Origin of the sequence: Pseudomonas sp. Leaf127 (genome assembly GCF_001423155.1) — a bacterium.
Lineage (GTDB): Bacteria > Pseudomonadota > Gammaproteobacteria > Pseudomonadales > Pseudomonadaceae > Aquipseudomonas > Aquipseudomonas ovata.
The window spans coordinates 86024-111130 of sequence record NZ_LMOA01000002.1; the positions used below are offsets into that span (position 1 = coordinate 86024).

At 63.1% G+C, this 25107-nt stretch carries 22 protein-coding genes and 1 pseudogene; 19 read left to right on the plus strand and 4 right to left on the minus strand.

Features of this window, described 5'->3' with window-relative positions; translation table 11 throughout:
- The first annotated feature begins 14 nt into the window (after nt 1-14).
- From ASF84_RS04080 to purT, 4 genes are all read left to right on the plus strand, one after another.
- Complete coding sequence (locus ASF84_RS04080) at nt 15-548, plus strand: gamma carbonic anhydrase family protein (protein WP_056835517.1); 534 nt, start codon at nt 15-17, stop codon at nt 546-548.
- Entirely contained in the window at nt 538-738 is a 201-nt protein-coding gene (locus ASF84_RS04085; RefSeq protein WP_056835519.1) for a DUF1289 domain-containing protein, read from the plus strand. Before ASF84_RS04080 ends, ASF84_RS04085 begins: the two co-directional genes overlap by 11 nt.
- 1502 nt (nt 739-2240) lie before the next feature.
- A complete protein-coding gene (locus tag ASF84_RS04090) occupies nt 2241-2714 on the plus strand; it encodes a preQ0 transporter (RefSeq protein ID WP_056835671.1) in 474 nt (157 codons plus the stop codon).
- Nucleotides 2715-2846: 132 nt separating this feature from the next.
- Nucleotides 2847-4028: a formate-dependent phosphoribosylglycinamide formyltransferase gene (purT, locus tag ASF84_RS04095; protein ID WP_056835521.1), complete on the plus strand. Its 1182-nt coding sequence runs from the start codon at nt 2847-2849 to the stop codon at nt 4026-4028.
- Nucleotides 4029-4044: 16 nt separating this feature from the next.
- Here the strand turns inward: purT and ASF84_RS04100 are convergent, their stop codons facing one another.
- The 3 genes from ASF84_RS04100 to ASF84_RS04110 form a co-directional block, all read right to left on the minus strand.
- Nucleotides 4045-5352: an MFS transporter gene (locus tag ASF84_RS04100; protein WP_056835523.1), complete on the minus strand. Its 1308-nt coding sequence runs from the start codon at nt 5350-5352 to the stop codon at nt 4045-4047.
- 254 nt (nt 5353-5606) lie between these two features.
- Nucleotides 5607-6824, minus strand: coding sequence for a transporter associated domain-containing protein (locus ASF84_RS04105; RefSeq protein ID WP_056835524.1), 1218 nt, complete (start codon nt 6822-6824; stop codon nt 5607-5609).
- 12 nt (nt 6825-6836) lie between these two features.
- Nucleotides 6837-7649: a cytochrome C assembly family protein gene (locus ASF84_RS04110; RefSeq protein WP_056835526.1), complete on the minus strand. Its 813-nt coding sequence runs from the start codon at nt 7647-7649 to the stop codon at nt 6837-6839.
- A 240-nt stretch (nt 7650-7889) separates the two neighbouring features.
- On the opposite strand from ASF84_RS04110, the gene ffh reads away from it, so the two are divergent.
- The 12 genes and pseudogenes from ffh to ASF84_RS04170 all read left to right on the plus strand — a co-directional run bounded on the left by ffh (nt 7890) and on the right by ASF84_RS04170 (nt 20273).
- On the plus strand, nt 7890-9269 hold the full coding sequence (gene ffh / locus ASF84_RS04115) for a signal recognition particle protein (RefSeq protein ID WP_056835528.1): 1380 nt from the start codon (nt 7890-7892) through the stop codon (nt 9267-9269).
- 300 nt (nt 9270-9569) lie between these two features.
- Nucleotides 9570-9827, plus strand: a complete 258-nt coding sequence (gene rpsP / locus ASF84_RS04120; RefSeq protein WP_056835529.1) for a 30S ribosomal protein S16 — start codon at nt 9570-9572, stop codon at nt 9825-9827.
- A 5-nt stretch (nt 9828-9832) separates the two neighbouring features.
- Entirely contained in the window at nt 9833-10372 is a 540-nt protein-coding gene (rimM, locus tag ASF84_RS04125; protein WP_056835531.1) for a ribosome maturation factor RimM, read from the plus strand.
- A gap of 42 nt (nt 10373-10414) precedes the next feature.
- Nucleotides 10415-11125: a tRNA (guanosine(37)-N1)-methyltransferase TrmD gene (trmD, locus tag ASF84_RS04130; protein ID WP_236709362.1), complete on the plus strand. Its 711-nt coding sequence runs from the start codon at nt 10415-10417 to the stop codon at nt 11123-11125.
- A gap of 44 nt (nt 11126-11169) precedes the next feature.
- Complete coding sequence (gene rplS, locus ASF84_RS04135; RefSeq protein WP_056835535.1) at nt 11170-11520, plus strand: 50S ribosomal protein L19; 351 nt, start codon at nt 11170-11172, stop codon at nt 11518-11520.
- Between the two features lie 119 nt (nt 11521-11639).
- A complete protein-coding gene (gene xerD / locus ASF84_RS04140; protein WP_056835537.1) occupies nt 11640-12536 on the plus strand; it encodes a site-specific tyrosine recombinase XerD in 897 nt (298 codons plus the stop codon).
- Between the two features lie 124 nt (nt 12537-12660).
- Nucleotides 12661-13401, plus strand: a complete 741-nt coding sequence (gene dsbC / locus ASF84_RS04145) for a bifunctional protein-disulfide isomerase/oxidoreductase DsbC (protein WP_056835539.1) — start codon at nt 12661-12663, stop codon at nt 13399-13401.
- Between the two features lie 81 nt (nt 13402-13482).
- Complete coding sequence (locus tag ASF84_RS04150) at nt 13483-14787, plus strand: homoserine dehydrogenase (RefSeq protein ID WP_056835540.1); 1305 nt, start codon at nt 13483-13485, stop codon at nt 14785-14787.
- Nucleotides 14788-14878: 91 nt separating this feature from the next.
- Entirely contained in the window at nt 14879-16288 is a 1410-nt protein-coding gene (gene thrC, locus ASF84_RS04155) for a threonine synthase (protein ID WP_056835542.1), read from the plus strand.
- 189 nt (nt 16289-16477) lie between these two features.
- Nucleotides 16478-18487: pseudogene (locus ASF84_RS04160) on the plus strand (transporter substrate-binding domain-containing protein); the annotation flags it as partial.
- 108 nt (nt 18488-18595) lie between these two features.
- Nucleotides 18596-19825 (plus strand): EAL domain-containing response regulator, encoded by a 1230-nt coding sequence (locus ASF84_RS04165; RefSeq protein ID WP_056835547.1) that lies wholly within the window; start codon nt 18596-18598, stop codon nt 19823-19825.
- Between the two features lie 151 nt (nt 19826-19976).
- Complete coding sequence (locus ASF84_RS04170; RefSeq protein WP_056835549.1) at nt 19977-20273, plus strand: DUF3509 domain-containing protein; 297 nt, start codon at nt 19977-19979, stop codon at nt 20271-20273.
- A 169-nt stretch (nt 20274-20442) separates the two neighbouring features.
- Here the strand turns inward: ASF84_RS04170 and ASF84_RS04175 are convergent, their stop codons facing one another.
- Nucleotides 20443-21279 carry a TIGR02285 family protein gene (locus ASF84_RS04175; protein ID WP_056835673.1) on the minus strand — a complete coding sequence of 279 codons (837 nt, stop codon included), beginning with the start codon at nt 21277-21279 and terminating at the stop codon, nt 20443-20445.
- Between the two features lie 239 nt (nt 21280-21518).
- Between ASF84_RS04175 and ASF84_RS04180 the strand changes: the two genes are divergently transcribed.
- The 3 genes from ASF84_RS04180 to ASF84_RS04190 all read left to right on the plus strand — a co-directional run bounded on the left by ASF84_RS04180 (nt 21519) and on the right by ASF84_RS04190 (nt 25073).
- Complete coding sequence (locus ASF84_RS04180; RefSeq protein WP_056835551.1) at nt 21519-22061, plus strand: YaeQ family protein; 543 nt, start codon at nt 21519-21521, stop codon at nt 22059-22061.
- A 28-nt stretch (nt 22062-22089) separates the two neighbouring features.
- Complete coding sequence (gene recJ / locus ASF84_RS04185; RefSeq protein WP_056835553.1) at nt 22090-23796, plus strand: single-stranded-DNA-specific exonuclease RecJ; 1707 nt, start codon at nt 22090-22092, stop codon at nt 23794-23796.
- A 170-nt stretch (nt 23797-23966) separates the two neighbouring features.
- A complete protein-coding gene (locus ASF84_RS04190; protein ID WP_056835555.1) occupies nt 23967-25073 on the plus strand; it encodes an NADH:flavin oxidoreductase/NADH oxidase in 1107 nt (368 codons plus the stop codon).
- The last annotated feature ends 34 nt before the right edge of the window (nt 25074-25107 follow it).

The following is a 25107-nucleotide window of genomic DNA, read 5'->3' on the forward strand; positions in this document are numbered from 1 at the left end:
CCTGAGGACCTGCCATGAAATACCGCCTGGGGGACGTCCGCGTCCAGACCCACCCCGACAGCTGGATCGCCCCCACCGCCACCCTGATCGGCCAGGTCTGCCTGGAAGCCGGTGCCAGCGTCTGGTTCGGCGCCGTGTTGCGCGGCGACAACGAGCTGATCCATATCGGCGAGAACAGCAACGTGCAGGACGGCACGGTCATGCACACCGACATGGGCTGGCCGCTGACCCTGGGCCGGGGCGTGACCGTTGGCCACAACGCGATGCTGCACGGTTGCAGCGTCGACGACTACAGCCTGATCGGCATCAACGCGGTGATCCTCAATGGCGCGAAAATCGGCAGGCACTGCATCATCGGCGCCAACGCCCTGATCGGCGAGGGCAAGGTCATTCCCGATGGCTCGCTGGTCATGGGCTCGCCGGGCCGCATCGTGCGTGAGCTCACCGATGCCCAGAAAAGCATGCTCGAAGCCAGCGCCGCGCATTATGTGCAGAACGCCCAGCGCTACGCCCGCGACCTGGCCGAGCAGTCCGACGATGAGCGTTGAGGCCCTGCCCGAAAAGCCCGTGCGCTCGCCTTGCGTGAGCATTTGCGCGCTGGATGACGACGACATTTGCACCGGCTGCCAGCGCAACGTCAGCGAAATCACGCGCTGGAGCCGCATGAGCAACGACGAGCGGCGTGCGGTGCTGGTGCTATGCCATGAGCGGGCCAAGGCCAGCGGAATGCTGCTGTAGGTGCAATGCCGATCGTTCAGGGGAAATTTCGTCAGACGCTGAACGTGTGGCAGGGCGTTGTGCTCCAGGCAGCGATCAGACGAGAAGGCCGGCAAGGCCGATCTATCTGCTGCGCCTGTTCCATAGCCATCGCCGGCAAGCCGCCTCCCACAGGTCTTGTGCCAGGCACGAGATCCGGGGCGACATCAATCCGGTGGGAGGCGGCTTGCTGCGGGCGGCGATCCGACGATGAGGCCAGCAAGNCTCCCACAGGTCTTGTGCCAGGCACGAGATCCGGGGCGACATCAATCCGGTGGGAGGCGGCTTGCTGCGGGCGGCGATCCGACGATGAGGCCAGCAAGGCCTATACACCGGCTGCGCCTGTCACACAGTCATCGCCAGACAGTTGCTGCTTCCCACAGGTCTTGTGCCAGGCACGAGATCCGGGGCGACATCAATCCGGTGGAAGGCGGCTTGCTGCGGGCGGCGATCCGACGATGAGGCCAGCAAGATCAACCCACCTGCTGCGCCTGTCACATAGCCATCGCCGGCAAGCCGCCTCCCACAGGTCTGGTGCCAGGCACGAGATCCGGGGNCCGACGATGAGGCCAGCAAGATCAACCCACCTGCTGCGCCTGTCACATAGCCATCGCCGGCAAGCCGCCTCCCACAGGTCTGGTGCCAGGCACGAGATCCGGGGCGACATCAATCCGGTGGAAGGCGGCTTGCTGCGGGCGGCGATCCGACGATGAGGCCAGCAAGACCAACCCACCTGCTGCGCCTGTCACACAGTCATCGCCAGACAGTTGCTGCTTCCCACAGGTCTTGTGCCAGGCACGAGACCTTGGACGACATCAATCCTGTGGAAGGCGGCTTGCCGGCAATGAGGCCAGCAAGATCAACCCACCTGCTGCGCCTGTCACATAGCCATCGCCGGCAAGCCGCCTCCCACAGGTCTGGTGCCAGGCACGAGATCCGGGGCGACATCAATCCGGTGGGAGGCGGCTTGCCTCCCACAGGTCTTGTGCCAGGCACGAGATCCGGGGCGACATCAATCCGGTGGGAGGCGGCTTGCTGCGGGCGGCGATCCGACGATGAGGCCAGCAAGAYCAACCCACCTGCTGCGCCTGTCACACAGTCATCGCCAGRCAGTTGCTGCYTCCCACAGGTCTTGTGCCAGGCACGAGATCCGGGGCGACATCAATCCGGTGGGAGGCGGCTTGCTGCGGGCGGCGATCCGACGATGAGGCCAGCAAGANTCCCACAGGTCTKGTGCCAGGCACGAGATCCGGGGCGACATCAATCCGGTGGGAGGCGGCTTGCTGCGGGCGGCGATCCGACGATGAGGCCAGCAAGACCAACCCACCTGCTGCGCCTGTCACATAGCCAACGGCAACAGAGCTGCCTCCCACAGATCCGCGTCGAGGCTTGAGTGATCGGCATTATCCTGTACACGCAGCTTGCGCGGCGTCTGCAATGAATCTGCTACCATTGCCGCCCGTTTTCTTCTGTCGCCCCTGACCATGCTGTTTCTGATTGCCTACATCGCCAGCGTCGTGCTGATCAACTTCGCCTTCTCGGCTGCGCCGCACCTGGACATTATCTGGTCGGCCTGGGGCGGGCTGGTGTTTGTGCTGCGCGACATGGTCCAGACCCGTTTCGGGCATGGGGCGATCCTGGCCATGCTGGCGGCGCTGGTGCTGTCATACATCACCAGCGACCCGACCATCGCCCTGGCCAGTGCCACGGCCTTCGCCGTGTCCGAAGGCATCGACTGGCTGGTGTTCACCATCACCCGCCGGCCCTTGCATGACCGGCTGTGGATCAGCTCGGCCCTGAGCATTCCAGTCGACACCTTCATTTTCTTCGGCATGATCGATGCGTTGAGCACGCCGGTGCTGCTGACCGCGCTGGGTTCCAAGTTTGCCGGTGTCACGGCGGTGTGGCTGATCATGGCCTGGCGCCTGCGGCGGCAGGCGCACCCGCTTGGTCGCTAGCGTCACCGCAGGTGACCGTGATGAAACGGCACCAGAACACGCGATCTTCGTGATAAATTGCGCGCCTTTCTCCACTGCGGTCGCCCGTTACCTGGCGGGTTGCCCTCGATATCCGCTCCACGAGGACCTGAGATGACTCAAATCGGAACCCCCCTGTCGCCCACCGCGACCCGCGTATTGCTGTGCGGCAGCGGCGAACTGGGCAAGGAAGTCGTGATCGAACTGCAGCGCCTGGGGGTCGAGGTGATTGCCGTGGACCGCTACGCCAACGCGCCGGCCATGCAGGTGGCACACCGCAGCCATGTGATCAACATGCTCGACGGCGCCGCCTTGCGGGCGGTGATCGAAGCCGAGAAGCCGCACTACATCGTGCCGGAAATCGAAGCCATCGCCACCGCCACCCTGGTGGAGCTGGAAGCCGAAGGCTTTACTGTGATCCCGACCGCGCGCGCCGCGCAGTTGACCATGAACCGCGAAGGCATCCGTCGCCTGGCCGCTGAAGAGCTGGGCCTGCCGACCTCGCCGTACTTCTTTGCCGACAGCTTCGAGGACTACCAGAAAGCCGTGACCGAACTGGGTTTCCCGTGCGTGGTCAAGCCGGTGATGAGTTCCTCGGGCAAGGGCCAGAGCCTGCTCAAGAGCGTCGACGACGTGCAGAAGGCCTGGGACTACGCGCAGGAAGGCGGTCGCGCCGGCAAGGGCCGGGTCATCGTCGAAGGCTTTATCGATTTCGAATACGAAATCACCCTGCTGACCGTGCGTCACGCCGGCGGCACCACGTTCTGTGCCCCGGTCGGTCATCGTCAGGAAAAGGGTGATTACCAGGAGTCCTGGCAGCCGCAGGCCATGAGCCCGGTGGCTCTGGCAGAGTCGGAGCGCGTGGCCAAGGCCGTCACCGAAGCACTGGGTGGCCGTGGCCTGTTCGGTGTCGAGCTGTTCATCAAGGGCGATCAGGTGTGGTTCAGCGAAGTCTCGCCGCGCCCGCATGACACCGGCCTGGTGACCCTGATCTCGCAAGACCTGTCACAGTTCGCCCTGCACGCCCGCGCCATTCTCGGCTTGCCAGTGCCACTGGTACGTCAGTTCGGCCCTTCGGCCTCGGCCGTGGTGCTGGTCGAAGGCCAGTCGACCCAGACCGCCTTCGCCAACCTGGGCGCTGCCCTGGCCGAACCGGACACCGCCCTGCGCCTGTTTGGCAAGCCGGAAGTCAACGGCCAGCGCCGCATGGGCGTGGCCCTGGCGCGTGACGAGTCGATCGAAACGGCTCGCGCCAAGGCCACCCGCGCCTCACAGGCGGTCAACGTCCAGTTGTAAGTGCCGGGCGATACCCTTACAGGTCGGTATCGCGGGTCTCTTTCAGGGCCAGCACCGCCAGTACGCTGATCAGGGCGGCCGCTGACACGTAGCCGCCTACCCAGCTCAGGCCACCCATGGCCACCAGTTTCTGGGCAAAGAACGGTGCCACCGAGGCGCCGACGATGCCGCCCAGGTTGTAGGCCGCCGACGCACCGGTGTAGCGCACCTTGGTCGGGAACAGTTCCGGCAGCAGGGCGCCCATCGGCGCGAAGGTCACGCCCATCAGAAACAGCTCGATGCACAGGAACAGGGCCACGCCCCAGGTCGACCCCTGGGTCAGCAACGGTTCCATGAGAAAGCCCGAGGCAATCGCCAGCACGCCCCCGACAATCAGCACCGGGCGCCGGCCATAGCGGTCGCTGGCCCAGGCCGACAGGGGGGTGGCCGCCGCCATGAACAGCACGGCAAAGCACAACAGCCCCAGGAACGTCTCACGGCTGTAGCCCAGGGTCGCGACGCCGTAGCTCAGCGAAAACACCGTCGAGATGTAAAACAGCGCATAGCACACCACCATGGCCGCCGCCCCCAGCAGCATGGGCCGCCAGTGCTGGCTGAAGGTCTCGACAATCGGCAGGCGCACCTGCTGGTGGCTGGCCAGCACCTTGGCGAAGGCCGGCGTTTCTTCCAGGGTCAGGCGTACATACAGGCCGACCAGCACCAGTACGGCGCTGAGCAGGAACGGAATGCGCCAGCCCCACGAGCGGAACTGCTCGTCATCGAGCACCAGGGCCAGGGTCAGAAACAGCCCGTTGGCCGCCAGAAAGCCGATCGAAGGCCCCAGTTGCGGAAACATGCCGTACCAGGCGCGCTTGCCCTTGGGCGCATTCTCCGTGGCCAGCAAGGCCGCGCCGCCCCATTCGCCGCCCAGCCCAAGTCCCTGGCCGAAGCGCAGCACGCATAGCAGGATCGGTGCCCAGACCCCGATACTGGCATAGCCAGGCAGTACGCCAATCAGCGTGGTGCTGACGCCCATCAGCAGCAATGACGCCACCAGCGTCGACTTGCGGCCGATGCGGTCGCCAAAGTGGCCGAACAGCGCCGAACCCAGCGGCCGGGCCATGAAGGCAATGCCGAAGGTCAGAAATGACGAGAGCATCTGCGCGGTGCCCGACGTCTGCGGGAAAAATACCGGGCCGATCACCAGCGCCGCGGCGGTGGCGTAGACATAAAAGTCATAGAACTCGATGGCGGTGCCGATGAAACTGGCCGTGGCCACCCGGGTGGCGGAGTTGGCCGGCGGTATCGCGTCAGCGTCGTCGACGCGGGTTGTGGTCGTGGTCATGCGAATTCCCTGTCGTGGGTTGTTATTGGCTGTTTTTTTTAGCGTATCGACATTCGCAAGGGCGGCCCGGTTGGGCGGCAGGGCAGGGGCGCCGCTTGTGGGTAGGGCGGCGCTTGATGATGCGTGGGTCAGGCTGGAGCGTGGCCGATCAGGCGAAGTGCGGGTAGCACGCCGACGGGCCTGGGCTGGGTAAGCCTGTGGATTATAGGAAGGGATTCATTTCTGAAACAAGCGGTAACAGGTGCCGATGGGTTTCAGTAAAAACCACGGGCTGGCGCGTGCTTCCACATCAATACGCGGGTGACACGGTTGTCCTCGGTTTCGAGGATCTCCATGCGATAGGGTCCCAGCTTCAGGCACACCGGGCCTTCGGGAATGGTCTCCAGGGCTTCGGTGACCAGGCCGTTGAGGGTTTTCGGGCCGTCCGAGGGCAGGTGCCAGCCCAGGCTCTTGTTCAGCTCGCGAATCGAGGCGCCGCCATCGACTTCCAGCTGGCCGTCCGCCAGCCGGGTAATGTCCGGGTTGTCCAGGTGCTCGCTTTCGAATTCACCGACAATCTCTTCAAGGATGTCTTCCAGGCTGATGATGCCCAGCACTTCGCCATACTCGTCGACCACCACGCCCAGCCGCCGCTGTTGCTTGTGGAAATTGAGCAGCTGCAATTGCAGGGGCGTGCTTTCGGGGACGAAGTAGGGCTCGTAGCAGACTGACAGCAAATGCTCTTTGGTCAGCTCGCTTCTGGACAGCAGGTGGCTGATCTGCCGCGTGTTGAGCACGCCTTGCACCTGGTTGATGTCGTTGTGATAGACCGGCAGGCGCGTATGGCGAGAAATGATCAGGCGCTCGATGATCAGCTCGATGCTGTCATCCAGGTTGATGCCGTCCACTTCGCTGCGCGGAATCAGGATGTCGTTGACCGTCATGCGGTCCAGGGCACGAATGCCGCCCAGTACGCCTTGCGGCAGGTCGGGGTCAGGGTCGCTGTCGTGGGTATCGATGGGGCGTTGCTGCTGCGGCTGGCCGATATCGCCTGGTTCCTGGCGCGGCTCGAACGGGCGCAGCAACAGCCGGGCAATCATATCCAGGCTCCAGCTCAAGGGGCGCAACAGGCGCAACGGCCAGCGCAGCAGGCTCTTGCCCAGCAGCAGCGTACTCAGGGGGTAGCGTGCCGCCAGCCGGCGCGGCAGGTACTCGACGAGGATCAGCAGCAAGGCGCTGCTGCCCAGCCAGGCCAGCACCGGCCCCTGGTAGAACCAGTAGCGCACGGTGATCAGCACGGCAATGATCACGATCAGGGTCTTGATCAGTGTGTTGCCCAGGATCAGGCTGTCGAGGTCGACATCGGTCCTGTGGCGGATCTTGCGACCGTCGGTGCACAGGTAGTGCGCGCGTTCGAGCGCCGTGAACAGTCCTGCCCACAGCGTCAGCAGGGCCAGCACACCGAGCAGGGGACCGATGGGCAGATTATCCATGTGCAAGGCTCGTCAGATGTGCAGGATGAATTCGCGTACCAGCTTGCTGCCGAAAAAGGCCAGCATCAGCAGGCAGAAGCCGCCCAGGGTCCAGCGAATCGCCTTGTGTCCACGCCAGCCCAGGCGGGTGCGTCCCACCAGCAGCACGCTGAACACCACCCACGCCAGGCAGGCCAGCAGGGTCTTGTGCACCAGGTGCTGGGCAAACAGGTTCTCGACGAACAGCCAGCCGGTGATCAGCGACAGCGACAGCAGCGCCCAGCCTGCCCACAGGAAACCGAACAGCAGGGTCTCCATGGTCTGCAACGGCGGGAAGTTGCGAATCAGCCCCATGGGGTGCTTGTGCTTGAGCTGATAGTCCTGCACCAGCAGCAGCAAGGCCTGGAAGGCGGCAATGGTGAACATGCCATAGGCCAGGATCGACAGCATGACATGGGTCAGGATGCCGGGCTCTTCGACGATCGGTTGCACGGTGCCGCTGGGCACGAACTGCGCCATCAGCACGGTCACCAGCCCCAGCGGAAACAACAGCGCCAGCAGGTTTTCCACCGGGATGCGGATCGTGGCCAGCAGGGTCAGGACGATCACCGCCAGGGCGATCAGGCTGGCCGCATTGAAGAAGTCCAGGCCCAGGCCGACAGGCCGTACCAATTGCGAATACAGGCCGATGGCATGGGCAATCACCGCCAGGGTGCCGAGCAGGCCCAGCAGCCGCTTGTCGGGCCGGGCGGTCTGGCTCAGGCGAATGCCCTGGTAAACGGTCGCAACGGCATACAGACAGGCGGCGGCGAGGGTGGGGAGCAGGCTGGCTGGCAAAGGGGACATAGATCCTGACGGGCGGGCCCTGAAAGGCGCTGAGTGTGGCATAGACCGACGTTGCACGAAAGAGTGCCAGCGTGACGCTGCACCGTACAAAAGGACGGTCATCGCCATGCCGGTGTCCGTGGGGCGGAGTCTCGGCTATAATCGCTGCCCTGTTCAGGCCGCGGGCTCGCCGTGCGCCACTTGTCTCTATCGCGGCGGGGCCGCACCCACCGGGTCGACCAGAGCCTTAAAGGATCGCGCATGTTTGAAAACCTAACCGACCGCCTTTCGCAGACGCTGCGCCATGTCACCGGCAAGGCCAAGCTGACCGAAGACAACATCAAGGACACGCTGCGCGAAGTGCGCATGGCCTTGCTTGAAGCCGACGTCGCACTGCCGGTGGTCAAGGACTTCGTCAACAGCATCAAGGAGCGCGCTGTCGGCACTGAAGTGTCGCGCAGCCTGACGCCGGGCCAGGCGTTCGTAAAGATCGTCCAGGCCGAACTTGAAAGCCTGATGGGCGCCGCCAACGAAGACCTGGTGCTCAACGTGGCACCGCCTGCGGTGGTGCTGATGGCCGGTCTGCAGGGTGCGGGCAAGACCACCACCGCCGGCAAGCTGGCGCGCTTCCTCAAGGAGCGCAAGAAAAAGACCGTGATGCTGGTCTCGGCCGACGTCTACCGTCCGGCGGCGATCAAGCAGCTCGAGACCCTGGCCAACGACCTGCAGGTCACCTTCTTCCCGTCCGACATCAGCCAGAAGCCGGTCGACATTGCCCAGGCAGCGATTCGCGAAGCCAAGCTCAAGTTCATTGATGTCGTGATCCTCGACACCGCCGGCCGTCTGCACATCGACGCCGAGATGATGACCGAGATCCAGGCGCTGCATGCGGCGGTCAAGCCGGTCGAAACCCTGTTCGTGGTCGACGCCATGACCGGCCAGGACGCGGCCAACACCGCCAAGGCCTTCGGCGATGCACTGCCGCTGACCGGCGTGATCCTCACCAAGGTCGACGGCGATGCCCGTGGCGGTGCCGCGCTGTCGGTACGTGCCATCACCGGCAAGCCGATCAAGTTCATCGGCATGGGCGAAAAAAGCGAAGCGCTCGAACCGTTCCACCCTGATCGTATCGCCTCGCGTATCCTGGGCATGGGCGACGTGCTCAGCCTCATCGAGCAGGCCGAGCAGACCCTGGACCGCGACAAGGCTGACAAGCTCGCCAAGAAGCTCAAGAAGGGCAAGGGCTTCGACCTCGAGGACTTCCGCGACCAGCTCCAGCAGATGAAAAACATGGGCGGCCTGGGCGGCCTGATGGACAAGCTGCCGAGCATCGGCGGCATGAACCTGTCGCAGATGGGCAATGCCCAGGGCGCGGCCGAGAAGCAGTTCAAGCAGATGGAAGCGATCATCGGCTCCATGACTCCGGCCGAGCGCCGCGACCCTGACCTGATCAGCGGCTCGCGCAAGCGCCGCATCGCGCAGGGCTCCGGCACCCAGGTGCAGGACATCGGGCGGCTGATCAAGCAGCACAAGCAGATGCAGAAAATGATGAAGAAATTCTCCACCAAGGGCGGCATGGCCAAGATGATGCGTGGTCTGGGCGGCATGATGCCTGGTGGCGGCGGTATGCCGAAGATGTAAGGGTGCAGGCCCCGCCATGCCGTGTGCATGGCGGGGCCGTCACCTGTTCCCATCCTGGACGCGGCGTGTGCCGTGTCCGTCCAGCGCGAGAGGGGGACCTTTCGCACCCTGCCTTCGGGCAGACTCTCCCGGCCGCCATTGGCGGTCGGACCTTGACAGGTCTGCAAGGCACGGCGAATGGCTGCGGAAAAAGTCATTTGCAAATGTCGGGATATTCCTTGAGAATATGCGGCCTTTCGGGCACCTATGCCCGCTGTGCACCTTAGATTTGCAGCACCGACTAAACAGGAACGATGTTCAATGCTAACCATCCGTCTTGCCCTTGGCGGCTCCAAAAAGCGCCCGTTTTACCACTTGACCGTTACCGACAGCCGTAACCCACGCGACGGTTCCCACAAGGAACAGATCGGTTTCTTCAACCCGATCGCTCGTGGCCAGGAAATCCGCCTGTCCGTTAACGAAGAACGCCTGAACTACTGGCTGGGCGTTGGTGCACAGACTTCCGAGCGCGTAGCTCAGTTGCTGAAAGAGCACAACAAGGCCAAGGCTGCGGCCTGAACCTTATGAACGCGACGCCTGCATCTGCCGACGATCTGATCGTCATTGGCAAGATTTTCTCGGTTCATGGCGTTCGCGGCGAAGTGAAGGTTTATTCCTTTACCGATCCGATTGATAACCTGCTGGACTACGGGACCTGGATGCTTCGGCGCGAAGGACGTGTGGAAAAACAGGTAGAACTGGTCAGTGGACGCTTGCAAGGCAAGTTCCTGGTCGCAACGCTCAAGGGTCTGAACGATCGCGACGAAGCCCGTCTTCTGTCCGGTTGCGAGATCTGTGTGCCGCGCAGCCTGTTCCCCGATCTGGACGATGGCGAGTACTACTGGTACCAGCTTGAAGGCCTGAAGGTCATCGACACGCAGGGGCAATTGCTCGGCAAGATCGATCACCTGCTCGAAACCGGTTCGAACGATGTAATTGTGGTCAAGCCCTGCGCAGGCAGCCTGGATGATCGCGAGCGCCTGTTGCCCTATACGGAGCATTGTGTGCTGGCCGTCGACCTGGAAGCCGGCGAGATGAAGGTGGACTGGGACGCGGACTTCTAAGTGGCCAACTTGCGCATAGAGGTCATCACGTTGTTCCCGGAGATGTTTTCCGCCATCAGCGAATACGGCATAACCAGCCGCGCGGTGAAACAGGGTCTCATGCAACTGACCTGTTGGAATCCGCGGGACTACACCACGGATCGGCATCACACTGTGGACGATCGCCCCTTCGGTGGCGGCCCCGGCATGGTGATGAAGATCAAGCCCCTGGAAGATGCCCTGGTTCAGGCCAGGCAGGCAGCAGGGGAGACGGCGAAGGTGATCTACCTGTCGCCGCAAGGCCGCAGACTGAATCAGTCGGCGGTACGCGAACTGGTGAACGAGAGTGCACTTATTCTCATTGCCGGTCGTTATGAAGGCATTGACGAGCGTTTCATTGAAGCGCATGTCGATGAAGAGTGGTCGATTGGTGACTATGTTCTGTCCGGGGGCGAGCTTCCGGCGATGGTGCTGATTGATGCGGTTACACGGCTGCTGCCTGGAGCTTTAGGGCATGCGGACTCTGCGGAGGAAGATTCCTTCACGGATGGTCTGCTTGATTGCCCGCACTACACCCGACCTGAGGTGTATGCGGATCAGCGTGTACCCGACGTATTGCTCAGTGGCAATCACGCACATATCCGGCGTTGGCGTTTGCAGCAGTCCCTTGGAAGGACCTACGAACGACGGGCCGATCTTCTGGAAAGTCGCTCACTTTCTGGAGAAGAGAAGAAGCTGCTGGCGGAATACATCCGCGAGCGGGACGATAGTTAACGTATCGATGGCTGATCCGGGAGGATCACCCTTAGGAGCATAGTATGACCAACAAAATCATTCTCGCCCTCGAAGCAGAGCAGATGCAGAAAGAAATCCCGACCTTTGCCCCGGGCGACACTGTTGTCGTTCAGGTGAAAGTGAAGGAAGGTGATCGTGCACGTCTGCAGGCTTTCGAAGGCGTCGTAATCGCCAAGCGCAACCGCGGCGTGAACAGTGCTTTCACTGTTCGCAAGATCTCCAGCGGCGTTGGCGTAGAGCGTACTTTCCAGACCTACAGCCCGCAAATCGACAGCCTGGCTGTCAAGCGTCGCGGCGACGTTCGCAAGGCCAAGCTGTACTACCTGCGCGACCTGTCCGGTAAAGCAGCACGCATCAAGGAAAAACTGTCCTGATACAGTTTTTCGATGCCTGAAAAAGCAGCCTTCGGGCTGCTTTTTTGTTGTCTGGCGTTTCTTCGTGGCAGCGCATGTAGTAGGTTTTGCAGTCTGTTCATCGTTGTCATCGAGCTGCAATGTCTGCCCTGGATCACCCCCTGATTGACCGTTTTCTCGACGCCTTGTGGCTTGAAAAGGGCCTGTCCGACAACACCCGCGACGCCTACCGCAGCGACCTGACCCTGTTCAATGGCTGGTTGAACGAACGCGGGGCGCAATTGCCCGAGGCCGGCCGCGAGGTTATCCTCGATCACCTGGCCTGGCGCGTCGAACACGCCTACAAGCCGCGCTCTACAGCGCGCCTGATCTCTGGCCTGCGTGGCTTCTACCGCTACCTGCTGCGCGAAAAGCTGATTGCCATCGACCCCACCTTGCAGGTCGACATGCCGCAACTGGGCAAGCCGCTGCCCAAGTCCCTGTCCGAAGCCGATGTCGAAGCCCTGCTGGCCGCCCCCGACCTGAGCGTGGCGATCGGCGAGCGCGACCGCGCCATGCTTGAGGTGCTGTATGCCTGTGGCCTGCGGGTCACCGAACTGGTGGGCCTGACCCTGGAGCAGGTCAACCTGCGCCAGGGGGTGGTGCGGGTCATGGGCAAGGGCAGCAAGGAGCGACTGGTGCCAATGGGCGAGGAGGCCATTGTCTGGATCGAGCGTTACCTGCGTGGGGCCCGCAGCGAACTGTTGAACGGGCGACCCAGCGATGTGTTGTTTCCCAGCCTGCGCGGCGAGCAGATGACCCGCCAGACGTTCTGGCACCGGATCAAACAGCATGCGCAGGTGGCCGGCATCGGCAAATCCCTGTCGCCGCACACGCTGCGCCATGCCTTTGCCACTCATTTGCTCAACCACGGTGCCGACTTGCGTGTGGTGCAAATGCTGCTGGGCCACAGCGACCTGTCGACCACCCAGATCTACACCCACATTGCCCGCGCCCGCCTGCAGGAACTGCATGCCAGCCATCACCCGCGCGGCTGATTTTGCCCGACAGTCCGGGTCCGTGTTGGCGGGCTTATGTGATAGTCTTTGCCGGTTTCACAGAGCGAGGCAGGCGCTACGGCGCAGCAAGGCCTCGGCTCTGCCCGTCGTCATAGGAGTTTTCATGCGCGTTCCTTCGTTTCTTGCCGCCATCGTTGTCGCGCTGGCCAGTACCTTCAGCGTGTTTGCCCAGGCCGATGCCGGGGCCGAACAGGCCATTCGCAAGACCCTCGACACCCTCGAGCTCGAACTGCCGGTCGAAAGCATCGCCGCCAGCCCGCTGGGCGGGCTCTACGAAGTCAAGCTCAAGGGCGGCCGTGTGCTGTATGCCAGTGCCGACGGCCAGTTCGTGGTGCAGGGCTACCTGTTCCAGATCCAGAACGGCAAGCCGGTCAACCTGACCGAAAAAACCGAGCGCCTGGCCATTGCCAAGACCATCAATGGCATTGCAACCGCCGACATGGTCATTTACCCGGCCGTGGGCGAAACCAAGTCGCACATCACCGTCTTTACCGACACCACCTGTCCGTACTGCCACAAGCTGCATGAAGAAGTCGGCCAGTTGAACAAGCTGGGCGTCGAAGTGCGCTACGTGGCCTTCCCGCGTCAGGGCCTGGGTTCGCCGGGTGACCAGCAGTTGCAGGCGGTCTGGTGCTCCAAGGACCGCAAGGCGGCCATGGACCAGATGGTCGAGGGCAAGGACATCAAGGCGGCCAAGTGCGATAACCCGGTGGGCAAGCAATTCCAGATCGGCCAGTCGATCGGCGTCAACGGCACACCGGCCATTGTCCTGGCCGACGGCCAGGTGATCCCGGGTTACCAGCCGGCCGCTCAGGTGGCCAAACTGGCCCTGGGCGCCAAATAATCCATTTTTAGCGGCACGGTCTGCGTGCCGCTGTTTTTTCGCGGTCGTCCTCCAGGCGGCTGTTCTACGGGGAGTTCATCAGTGAAACCGGTCAAAGTAGGCATTTGTGGGCTGGGTACCGTCGGTGGCGGTACCTTCAACGTGCTTCAGCGCAACGCCGAGGAGATCGCCCGCCGTGCCGGGCGTGGCATCGAAGTCGCGCAGATTGCAGTTCGTACACCAAACCCCAATTGCCAGATCACCGGTATTGCGACCACCACCGATGTATTCGACGTGGCCAGCAACCCTGAGATCGACGTGGTCGTCGAGCTGATCGGCGGCTACACCGTCGCCCGCGAGCTGGTGCTCAAGGCCATCGACAATGGCAAGCACGTGGTCACCGCCAACAAGGCGCTGATTGCCGTGCACGGCAACGAAATCTTTGCCCGTGCCCGCGAGAAGGGCGTCATCGTCGCCTTCGAAGCAGCAGTGGCCGGCGGCATCCCGGTGATCAAGGCCATCCGTGAAGGCCTGTCGGCCAACCGCATCAACTGGGTGGCCGGCATCATCAACGGCACCGGCAACTTCATCCTCACCGAAATGCGCGAAAAAGGCCGTACCTTTCCAGACGTGCTGGCCGAAGCGCAGGCGCTGGGTTATGCCGAAGTCGACCCGACCTTCGACGTCGAAGGCATCGACGCCGCGCACAAGCTGACCATCCTGGCCTCCATTGCCTTTGGTATTCCGCTGCAGTTCGACAAGGCCTACACCGAAGGCATCACCAAACTGACCACGGCCGATGTGAACTACGCCGAAGCCCTGGGCTACCGCATCAAGCACCTGGGCGTGGCGCGCAGCACCGATCAGGGCATCGAACTGCGCGTGCACCCGACGCTGATCCCGGCCGATCGCCTGATCGCCAACGTCAACGGCGTGATGAACGCGGTCATGGTCAACGGCGATGCCTCGGGTTCAACCCTGTTCTACGGTGCCGGTGCCGGCATGGAGCCGACCGCGTCGTCGGTGATCGCCGACCTGGTGGACGTGGTGCGGGCCATGACTTCGGACCCGACCAACCGCGTGCCGCACCTGGCCTTCCAGCCCGATTCGCTGTCGGCGCACCCGATCCTGCCGATCGAGGCCTGCGAAAGCGCCTATTACCTGCGCATCCAGGGCAAGGACCACCCGGGCGTGCTCGCCCAGGTGGCAAGCATCCTGTCCGAGCGCGGCATCAACATCGAATCGATCATGCAGAAAGAGGTCGAAGAACAGGATGGCCTGGTGCCGATGATCCTGCTGACCCACCGTGTGGTCGAGCAGCGTATCAATGACGCTATCCAGGCCCTGGAAGCCTTGCAGGACGTCGTAGGCCCGGTGGTTCGTATCCGCGTCGAACACCTCAACTAAGAGCAGCGGCAAGCGGCAAGCCGAGCGCGTATCGCTCTGACGTATGGCTTATCGCTTGAGGCTTGCCGCTCAAACCAAAGGTTTGAAAAAAATGCGTTATATCAGTACCCGTGGCAAAGCGCCGGCGTTGAACTTCGAAGACGTGCTGCTCGCAGGTCTCGCCAGCGACGGCGGCCTCTATGTACCGGAAAACCTGCCGCGCTTCACCCAGGAAGAAATCGCCTCCTGGGCCGGCCTGCCGTATCACGAGCTGGCGTTCCGGGTGATGCGCCCCTTCGTGGCCGGCAGCATCAGCGATGCCGACTTCAAGAAGATCCTCGAAGAAACCTATGGCGTGTTCGCCCATAGCGCCGTCGCCCCGTTGCGTCAGCTCGACAACAACGAGTGGGTGCTGGAGCTGTTTCACGGCCCGACCCTGGCGTTCAAGGATTTTGCCCTGCAACTGCTTGGTCGCCTGCTCGACCACATGCTGGCCAAGCGCGGCGAGCGCGTGGTGATCATCGGCGCCACCTCGGGCGACACCGGTTCTGCCGCCATCGAAGGCTGCCGTCGCTGCGACAACGTCGACATCTTTATCCTGCACCCGAACAAGCGCGTCTCGGATGTCCAGCGTCGCCAGATGACCACCATCATGGGCGACAACATCCATAACATCGCCATCGAAGGCAACTTCGACGACTGCCAGGAAATGGTCAAGGCCAGCTTTGCCGACCAGGGTTTCCTCAAGGGCACGCGCCTGGTGGCGGTCAACTCGATCAACTGGGCGCGGATCATGGCCCAGATCGTCTACTACTTCCACGCCGCCCTGCAGCTCGGCGGCCCGGCGCGTTCGGTGTCGTTCTCGGTGCCGACCGGCAACTTCGGCGATATCTTCGCCGGCTACCTGGCGCGCAACATGGGCCTGCCGGTCAACCAGTTGATCGTCGCCACCAACCGCAACGACATCCTGCACCGCTTCATGAGCGGCAACCAGTACGTCAAGGAAACCCTGCACGCGACCCTGTCACCGTCGATGGACATCATGGTCTCGTCGAACTTCGAACGCCTGTTGTTCGACATGCACGGTCGTAATGGCGCCGCCATCGCCGAACTGATGGACAACTTCAAGCAGGGTGGCGGCTTCAGTGTCGACGAAGAGCGCTGGACCGAAACCCGCAAGCTGTTCGATTCGCTGGCCGTCGACGACGAGCAGACCTGCGCCACCATCGCCGAGGTCTTTGCCCGCACCGGCGAAGTGCTCGACCCGCACACCGCCATCGGTGTAAAGGCCGCGCGCGAATGCCGACGCAGCCTGGACACCCCGATGGTGATACTGGGCACGGCGCACCCGGTCAAATTCCCTGAGGCAGTGGAGAAGGCCGGTGTAGGAAAAGCGCTCGAGCTACCTGCACATCTTTCTGATTTGTTCCAACGCGAAGAACGCTGCACCGTACTGCCCAACGACCTCAAAGCCGTACAGGCCTTTGTCAGCCAGCACGGTAACCGTGGCAAGCCGCTCTGACGGTATCGTTGTGTAACAACTTGAGGCCCGCCCCCCGGCGGGCCTTGCTGTTTTTGCATGCCAAACTCTGCCGGTTGAATGATTTCGGAAGAGTGTGCGGTTGTGAAACAGGCAAGCAGGGAGCGTCCCCTCCACAAGACCCCGTCAGGGCCCGTCGCGCAGGCATGGCGTGTGCTGTCGCTGGTGCTCATGGTGCTGTTCGTAGCACCGGCCGGTGCGGTGCAAAGCCTGGCGTTCACGCTGGGCGTGCCATTCGATGACCCTGGCGTGCTGGCGCTTGATGATGCCGAGCGCCAATGGCTGGACCTGCACACGCCCTTGCGCGTCGGCATCGCCATTGCCGATAACGAACCGATCGACATCACCACCGACGGCAACCGCTACCAGGGCGTCAGCGCAGATTACCTGAGCCTGCTCGGCCGCCGACTGGACACCCCCCTGCAACTGGTGGGTTTTGCCCAGCGCGAGGATGCCATCGAGGCCCTGCGCGCCGGCAGCATCGACCTGCTGACCAGCGCCAATGGCTTTGACCGGGGCGAGCCGGAACTGACGTTTTCACGGCCCTACATGCCTGACCGGGTCGTGGTGGTCGGGCATGGCCAGCCCCTGATCCCCGCCCAGGGGCTGGTCGGCAAGAAGATCGTGGTGCTCGAAGGCTATGTTAACCCCGAGGTCATGCACCGGGTCTACCCGGACAGCGAGATCATCCAGGCACCGAACCTCTACAGCGCCATGGAGGCCCTGGTTCAGGGCGAGGTGGATGTCTTTATCGGCAATGAAATCGTGGCGCGCGCCTACCTGGCCATGCGGCCTTACCTGAAACTGCAGATCCTGTTCGAAGCGGCGCTGCCATCGGCAGGCTTTGCCTTTGCCCTGCGCGAGGACGACCAACGCCTGCGCGAACTGGTCGATAAGGCCCTGATCGGCCTCGAACTGGCGCTGGAACGCGAGATACAGGTGCGTTGGACATCCGGGCTGGGGCCGGATGCTTCCGGCCAGCGCATCACCCTGAGCGGCGCAGAGCGACGCTGGCTGGCCAGGCACCCACAGGTGACGGTCGCCACCAGTGAGCACCCCCCGTATATCTATCGTGACACCCATGGCCACTGGGTGGGGCTCAATGTCGACGTGCTGGCGCGGGTCTCGCGCATGACCGGCCTGCAGTTCGTCTATCGGCCCATGCCTTCTACCCAGGCCAGCATGGATGCCCTGCGCAATGGCCTGGCCGACATGAATACCACACTGGCCGAGAACGCCCGGCGCAAGCAGTTTCTCAATTTCACCTATTCCTTTGGCGGCAGTAACTGGGTGTTCGTGACGCGCACCGGACAGGCGTCGCCCACCAGCCTGGCCGATCTGGCAGGCCAGGTGCTGGCCTTGCCGGCCCGCCATGCACTTGAAGACGACATCCGCCGCCACTATCCGGCTATCGAACTGCACCTCGTGGACACCTACGTGCAGGCGCGTGAACGGGTGGAAAACGGCCAGGCCGACGCGACCATTCAGAACGAGGCCGGAGCCTGGCTGTTTGCGCCCGGCAAGCTCAAGCCCGGGCGCAGCGTCGACGGCAAATGGTCAGCCGATCGCTTTTCGGTGATCAAGTCGCAGCCCGAACTGCTGAGCATCCTCAACAAGGCCCTGGAGGAGTTTCCCGTGGCCGAAATGCGCTCGATACGCCTGAAATGGCTGGGCACGATGCTGCCCCAGCCGTCGTTATGGAGTCGTGCGCCTGCGTGGATGGTGTGGACCCTGACCCTGGTGGTGTTGCTGGGCCTGGTCTCGCTGGCCTGGCGCAGCCGGCTCAAGGTCCAGATGCGCCTGCGCCAGCAGGCTGAGGCCCGGCTCAACGATCAACTGGCGTTCAGGCAGGCATTGTTCGATGGCCTGCCAATGCCGCTTTATGTCCGTGACCGGCAAGGGCGATTGCTGGCGTGCAATCACCATTACGAAACCTGCCTGGGCATCAGCATCGAGCACATGCTCGGGCGCCGTCTGATCGATACTGACCTGCTGCCGGGCAGCGTGGCCAGGCAGATGCATGACGATTACCTGCACCTGCTTGAAAAGCGCCAGCCAGTATTCACCGACCGGGTGCTGGAGCTGTCCGGCCGGCGTGTCGAAGTACGGCAGTGGAGCACGCCGTTTCTCGGTGCCGACGGGCAGTTGCAAGGGCTGATCGGTGGCTGGGTGGATCTCACCGGGTGCAGCGCCGGTGTCCAGGCCGAACCGGTTGCGCACGAGCCTCATCTCAATGACAACAATGACCTTTCCTGACACCCGACGCTGGCGACCTGCGGAGACCTGCCTGTGCATTCACTCAAGGTACTGATTCTCGAAGACCATCCCTTCGAACTCATGGCGCTGCACCAGATGCTCAATGCCAATCAGGTGTTCCAGGTCCTTGCCGCCGACAGCGTGGTAGCGGCCTGCGCTTCGTTGCGCGCCAGAGGACCTGTGGACATCGCCATTTGCGATCTGCAGATGGACGGGGCAGACGGCCTGGCGTTGATCGATCACCTGATCGAGACGCGTCAGGCGCGCTCACTGATCGTGCTCAGCAGTGCGCCCGCCGAGGTTCAGGACAGTGTCGCGCGGCTGGCCCGCCAGCGTGGTATCGAGGTGCTGGGCTGCCTGCGCAAGCCGGCATCGGCCGCGTCGGTGCGTGCCCTGCTCAAGGCTTACCTGCGCCATGAGGAGGCGATGGACAGGCTTGAGCCCCCGGCCGGCCTGCCGGTGCACATCGAATGCGCAACCCTGTTCAGCCAGGCGGGCGGCGCGCCGCCGGTGGAACAATGGGTGGCGTACTTTCAGCCCAAGGTCAGCCTGGAGGGCGACCTGCTGGGGGTCGAGGCCCTGGTGCGCTGGCAACACCCGCAGCACGGGCTGCTGAGCCCCGGCAGCTTCATGCCGGCGTTAGAGCGCGCCGGCCTGTTGGCCCCCCTGACCTGGCGGGTACTGGAACTGGCACTGCAATTGTCGGCCCAGGTCCGTGACGAGCGCGGCAAGGCCTTGCCTGTGGCCGTCAATATCGCGCCCTGCGTGCTGGAACAGCCAGGTTTTGCCCGGCAGGTCCTGCAACGGCTGGCTCATCATCGCCTGGCACCGGGCCTTTTGACCCTGGAGATCCTCGAGCACCAGGCCGGGCAAGCCGGTGACTGGCCGTTGCATGAATTGTTGCGCCTGCGCATGAAGGGTTGCCGCCTGTCGATCGATGATTTCGGGACCGGGGCCTCGAACATCCAGCGGCTGCTGCAACTGCCTTTTTGTGAGCTGAAGATTCCCGCCGAGTTCGTCCGCGGCATGGGTGAAGACCCGCGCCAGTCGGCGGTGGTGGCGGGGGCCCTGTTCATGGCCCGACGCCTGTCGATGGAGGTGGTGGTCGAAGGCGTCGAGAGCCTCGATGACTTCCACAGCCTGCTGGAACTGGGCGCGCTCGCGGTCCAGGGCTACTTCATCGCCCGGCCCATGAGTCCGCACGAGTTGCTTGCCTGGATGGCCGCGCGCCGCCAGTGGCTGCCCGGGATACGTCTTGAATAACCGGTCATTGCGCCCAGTCTTTCTCTCTGTCACATTCCATAGGCATGCTCCAGAGCATTGACTGCTTTACGCACGGCTGTCAGAACTTTCCGGGCCGGGCGCAGGTCATTGATAAGCACCTTTGCATTCAACCTGTTGAGTGGTGAACTAGATGGAAAATATCAGCTTGCTGCTAAGTGAAGCGCTGTCACCGTACCAGGCCAGCCTCGGGCCTGCCGGTTCCAAAGGCGAACGTCTGGTAACCCTGAAGAATGCTGCCGGTGTCACCGTCATCGAGCGCCGTTTCAGCGCCGATCAGTTGCGCGACAAGTTTCAGTTGACCGACGTGGTCGACGGTCTGCATCGCGACCTGCTGGTCGTCGAAGGGCGCATCGAGCCCTGCATGATCGCCGCCATGCGCCATGTTGCCGCCCACCGCCCGTTTTCGGCTTCATCGGCTTTTCTGTAGCTCCGCCACGACGGCGGCCAGGAACCTTTGCCGGATCCCGGGTTCAGATCAGGTACGGCAGGTTCGATCATTTTGCTCCGATGTTCGATGCCGGCCATCCTGGCGACAAGCCAAGGTTTACCCCGATCAGTCATCCCCGCTGTTCGGGGTTTCTTTTGTCCAGCACCCTTTATTTGTCAATAAAGAAGGTCTTGGCGTCTTCCAGGTACTCCGCGCGTTTCTGTTCGTCCAGCCACTGGGCGTAGAAGCCCACCAGGTATTGCTGGCGCAGCACCCGCATTTCCCGGTTGATGATGGCCATCGCCTGGCGGCCTTGCTCGGTGTCCGAGCAGCCGATATGAGTGAACTGGTACTTGGGCGTGTCCTTGACCGGCAGGAACACCAGCTCGCTCTCGCGAATCCCCTGTTGATGTGCCTGGTAACGTGCTTCGGGCCAGTAGCTGATCATGGCCTGCAGGCGCCCCAGCCGCTGCATCTGCAACAGGCTGCCGATCGCATCGTTGCCGTAATGCAGGTTCAATTCGTCAGGCACGGTCTGCTGGAGGATCGCGTCGATCACCGGGCCATAGCTGCGTTCGGCGACTACACCGACCTTGACCGTCTTGCTGGCCAGCAGCGCCTGCAGGTCGACATGCCGGTCGGCAATGAACGGTGTGAACAACGAAAGATCATCCTTGCGTACGATCAACCCATTGCTGAACACCGCATAGGTGGGGATGGAAAAGATGATTTTTTTGGCTCTTTCGGCGGTCCACAGCAGCGTCGGGTCGCAGGTGAAGTTGGGTTCATTGAGCATTTGCAGGCCGCGGGCCCGGTTGACGCGCATCAGCACATGGTCGTATTCGGGCATGTGCGCGATCAGGATCGGCATGAGTCGGTCGATGGCGCCCTGGCCCTGGTCGGGACCGGAAAAAATGGTCACCGGTGCCATGTCGCGCAGCAGCCAGGTCAAGGTGTCCCTGGCCTGGCCTGTGGCCGGCAGCGCACAGAATGCCAGGGCCAGCAGGCGGGTCACCAGATGCCGGTACAAAAGGGGCGAGGCGCGAAAACACATACGTCGAACTCATCCTCGGGCAAAGTGATCCGGAGTGCTCGTCAGGCTAGCGGATTTTCAGTCTTATGGCCCTTGGCCGCAACCAATGCCGGTGAAATAGCCAATGGTCGGCTGTACAGGCCAGTCAATGTCGTTACGCCGCCCCGCATCGGGTAGACTTGCCGGCTTTATCCTGTCCTGGAAGCCCGTTCATGGCTCAGCCGTCGACGACGTACAAATTCGAACTCAACCTGACCGACCTGGACCGCAGCGTCTATGAAAGCGTCAAGCAGACCATTGCCCGTCACCCTTCGGAAACCGAAGAGCGCATGACGGTGCGCCTGCTGGCCTACGCCCTCTGGTACGACGAGCAACTGGCATTCGGTCGCGGCCTGTCTGATGTAGACGAACCGGCCCTGTGGGAAAAAAGCCTGGATGACCGCGTGCTGCACTGGATCGAAGTCGGTCAGCCCGATGCCGACCGCCTGACCTGGTGCTCGCGCCGCACCGAGCGCACCAGCCTGCTGGCCTACGGCAGCCTGCGCGTGTGGGAAGGCAAGGTGGTGCCGGTGGCGAAAAACCTGAAAAACGTCCATATCGCCGCGGTGCCGCAGGAAGCGCTGGATATCCTGTCCAAAGACATGCCACGGGTCATCAAGTGGGACGTGATGATCAGCGACGGCACGATCTTCGTCACCGACGACCGTGGCCAGCACGAAGTGCAGCTGCAATGGCTGACCGGCGACCGCGACTAATCACCTGTTTACAGACCCCGGGAAACCCATGCGCATCGAACACCGCCCACTGCCTCATCCTTTGCCCTTGCTCGGCGACCTGCCGCCCTTGCTCACCCGCCTGTACGCCTCTCGCGGCGTGGCCTCGGCCGAGGAACTGGACAAGGGCCTGGCGCGGCTGATTCCCTGGCAGCAGCTCAAGGGCATCGAGGCGGCGGTGCAATTGCTGGTCGAAGCCCTGCAGCAGCGCCAGCGAATCCTCATCGTCGGTGACTTCGATGCCGACGGCGCCACGGCCAGCACCGTCGGTGTGCTGGGCCTGCGGCTGATGGGGGCGGCGCACGTCGACTACCTGGTGCCCAACCGGTTCGAGTTCGGCTACGGCCTGACCCCGGAAATCGTCAGCGTGGCGCTGCAACGAACTCCGCAACTGCTGATGACCGTCGATAACGGTATTTCCAGTGTCGAGGGCGTGGCAGCGGCCAAGGCCGCAGGGCTCAAGGTATTGGTCACCGACCACCACCTGCCTGGTCATGAGTTGCCGGCCGCCGATGCCATCGTCAATCCCAACCAGCCGGGCTGCACCTTCCCGAGCAAGTCCCTGGCCGGCGTCGGGGTCATTTTCTATGTCCTGATTGCCCTGCGTGCGCGCCTGAGCGAACTGGGCTGGTTCGAGCAGAAGCCGCCTAACCTGGGCGAATTGCTCGACCTGGTGGCGCTGGGCAGCGTCGCCGACGTGGTACCACTGGATGCCAACAACCGCATCCTGGTGCACCAGGGCCTGATGCGTATCCGCGCCGGTCGTGCCCGGCCCGGCCTGCGCGCGATTCTTGAAGTGGCCCGGCGCGATCCATCACGCATCACCTCCACCGACCTGGGCTTCATCATTGGTCCGCGCCTGAATGCAGCCGGTCGCCTGGACGACATGAGCCTGGGCATCGAATGCCTGTTGTGCGACGACCCGGTGCTGGCGCGGGAAATGGCCGTGCAACTGGATGAACTCAACCAGGACCGCAAGAGCATCGAGCAGGGCATGCAGCGCGAAGCCCTGGCGCAGTTGCAGGACCTGCCGGTGGAATCCATGCCGTTCGGCCTGTGCCTGTTCGAGCCGGACTGGCACCAGGGCGTGATCGGTATCCTGGCCTCGCGCCTCAAGGAGCGCTATCACCGCCCGGCCATTGCCTTTGCCAGCGCCGGCGACGGACTGCTCAAAGGCTCGGCGCGCTCAGTGCCCGGCTTTCATATCCGTGACGCGCTGGATGCGGTAGCGGCCCGCCATCCGGACCTGATTAGCAAGTTCGGCGGGCATGCCATGGCCGCCGGCCTGTCACTGCCCGAGGCCAATCTGACGGCCTTCACCGAGGCCTTCGACCTGGAAGTGCGTCGGCAATTGACCGAAGACGACCTGACCGGCCGGTTGCTGTCCGACGGCACCCTGGCGGTGGAAGAGTTTCATCTGGAACTGGCCCGCGCACTGCGCAATGCCGGTCCCTGGGGCCAGCATTTTCCCGAGCCGCTGTTTCATGGGGTCTTTGAGCTGGTCGAACAGCGTGTGGTGGGCGAGCGGCACCTGAAGATGGTGCTCAGGACCGAATGCGGCAGCCTGCGCCTGGATGGCATCGCTTTTGGCGTGGACCGCGACGTCTGGCCAGACCCCACCATTCGCTGGGTCGAAGTGGCCTACCGGCTGGATTTGAACGAGTTTCGCGGCAACGAAACGGTGCAACTGCTGGTCACGCATATTGCACCGCGTTGAACGCTGTGCGCCCTTGGATTGTCGACTAGTCTGTGTAGAAAAAGGCAAAGCCGCTGCGCATTGCCGGGCAGGTTGTGAAGGTGAGCACCGCCTCGCCTGACCTGCGTATCTGGTTCTTGCGCCCCCGTTCAGGAGCGCTGGACGCCTGACTGTCAATCTGAGAGGTCGCCATGAGTCTGCTGCTAGAACCCTATACCTTGCGCCAACTGCAACTGCCCAATCGCATTGCGGTTTCGCCGATGTGCCAGTACTCCAGCGTCGACGGGCTGGCCAACGACTGGCATCTGGTCCACCTCGGCAGCCGAGCAGTCGGCGGTGCCGGGCTGGTCTTCACCGAGGCCACGGCCGTCACTGCCGATGGCCGTATCACGCCGCAGGACCTCGGGTTGTGGCATGACGAGCAGATCGAGCCCCTGCAACGCATCACCCGCTTCATCAGCGCCCAGGGCGCTGTGCCGGCCATCCAGCTGGCCCATGCCGGGCGCAAGGCCAGTACCTGGCGGCCCTGGCTGGGCAAGCATGGCAACGTGCCGATCGAAGAGGGCGGCTGGACCCCGCGTGGTCCGTCGGCGATTGCCTTCGACCCTGAGCACAGCGTTCCGCAGCCATTGAGTGAAAACGATATCCAGGATGTCATCGACGCCTTCGTGACGGCCACCCGGCGCGCCCTGACCGCCGGCTTCAAGGTGGTCGAAGTACATGCCGCGCATGGCTATCTGCTGCACCAGTTCTTGTCACCGTTGAGCAACCGGCGCACCGATCAGTACGGTGGCTCGTTTGAAAACCGTATCCGCCTGACGCTGCAGGTGACCGCCGCCATGCGTGATGTCTGGCCGGCCGAGTTGCCGCTGTTTGTGCGAGTGTCAGCCACCGACTGGGTCGAGGATGGCTGGAACCCGGACGAAACCGTCGAGCTGGCGCGCCGGCTCAAGGCTCTGGGCGTCGACCTGATCGACGTGTCGTCCGGTGGCACCTCGGTGCACGCCGAGATTCCGGTGGGGCCTGGCTACCAGACCCGCTTCGCCGAACGCATCCGCAAGGAGTCGGACATCGCCACCGGCACCGTGGGCATGATCACCGAGCCGGCCCAGGCCGAGCATATCCTGCGCACCGGCCAGGCCGACATCATCCTGCTGGCCCGTGAGCTGTTGCGCGACCCGTACTGGGCGCTGCATGCCGACGATGACCTGGGCAGCCGCCAGGCCGTCTGGCCGGCTCAATACCAGCGTGCCACTCATCGCGACCAGCCGATCCACGAGTCTGACCTGCGCGACTGACCGGCCGGCGGCAAGGGCAGACGCAGGCCCTTGC

What these genes read in the sequence shown, in the direction of transcription:
- ASF84_RS04080 (WP_056835517.1), top strand. Translation starts at nt 15, where the DNA reads ATGAAATACCGCCTGGGGGACGTCCGCGTCCAGACCCACCCCGACAGC.
- ASF84_RS04085 (WP_056835519.1), top strand. Translation starts at nt 538, where the DNA reads ATGAGCGTTGAGGCCCTGCCCGAAAAGCCCGTGCGCTCGCCTTGCGTG.
- ASF84_RS04090 (WP_056835671.1), top strand. Translation starts at nt 2,241, where the DNA reads ATGCTGTTTCTGATTGCCTACATCGCCAGCGTCGTGCTGATCAACTTC.
- purT (WP_056835521.1), top strand. Translation starts at nt 2,847, where the DNA reads ATGACTCAAATCGGAACCCCCCTGTCGCCCACCGCGACCCGCGTATTG.
- ASF84_RS04100 (WP_056835523.1), bottom strand. Translation starts at nt 5,352, where the DNA reads ATGACCACGACCACAACCCGCGTCGACGACGCTGACGCGATACCGCCG.
- ASF84_RS04105 (WP_056835524.1), bottom strand. Translation starts at nt 6,824, where the DNA reads ATGGATAATCTGCCCATCGGTCCCCTGCTCGGTGTGCTGGCCCTGCTG.
- ASF84_RS04110 (WP_056835526.1), bottom strand. Translation starts at nt 7,649, where the DNA reads ATGTCCCCTTTGCCAGCCAGCCTGCTCCCCACCCTCGCCGCCGCCTGT.
- ffh (WP_056835528.1), top strand. Translation starts at nt 7,890, where the DNA reads ATGTTTGAAAACCTAACCGACCGCCTTTCGCAGACGCTGCGCCATGTC.
- rpsP (WP_056835529.1), top strand. Translation starts at nt 9,570, where the DNA reads ATGCTAACCATCCGTCTTGCCCTTGGCGGCTCCAAAAAGCGCCCGTTT.
- rimM (WP_056835531.1), top strand. Translation starts at nt 9,833, where the DNA reads ATGAACGCGACGCCTGCATCTGCCGACGATCTGATCGTCATTGGCAAG.
- trmD (WP_236709362.1), top strand. Translation starts at nt 10,415, where the DNA reads ATGTTTTCCGCCATCAGCGAATACGGCATAACCAGCCGCGCGGTGAAA.
- rplS (WP_056835535.1), top strand. Translation starts at nt 11,170, where the DNA reads ATGACCAACAAAATCATTCTCGCCCTCGAAGCAGAGCAGATGCAGAAA.
- xerD (WP_056835537.1), top strand. Translation starts at nt 11,640, where the DNA reads ATGTCTGCCCTGGATCACCCCCTGATTGACCGTTTTCTCGACGCCTTG.
- dsbC (WP_056835539.1), top strand. Translation starts at nt 12,661, where the DNA reads ATGCGCGTTCCTTCGTTTCTTGCCGCCATCGTTGTCGCGCTGGCCAGT.
- thrC (WP_056835542.1), top strand. Translation starts at nt 14,879, where the DNA reads ATGCGTTATATCAGTACCCGTGGCAAAGCGCCGGCGTTGAACTTCGAA.
- ASF84_RS04170 (WP_056835549.1), top strand. Translation starts at nt 19,977, where the DNA reads ATGGAAAATATCAGCTTGCTGCTAAGTGAAGCGCTGTCACCGTACCAG.
- ASF84_RS04180 (WP_056835551.1), top strand. Translation starts at nt 21,519, where the DNA reads ATGGCTCAGCCGTCGACGACGTACAAATTCGAACTCAACCTGACCGAC.
- recJ (WP_056835553.1), top strand. Translation starts at nt 22,090, where the DNA reads ATGCGCATCGAACACCGCCCACTGCCTCATCCTTTGCCCTTGCTCGGC.
- ASF84_RS04190 (WP_056835555.1), top strand. Translation starts at nt 23,967, where the DNA reads ATGAGTCTGCTGCTAGAACCCTATACCTTGCGCCAACTGCAACTGCCC.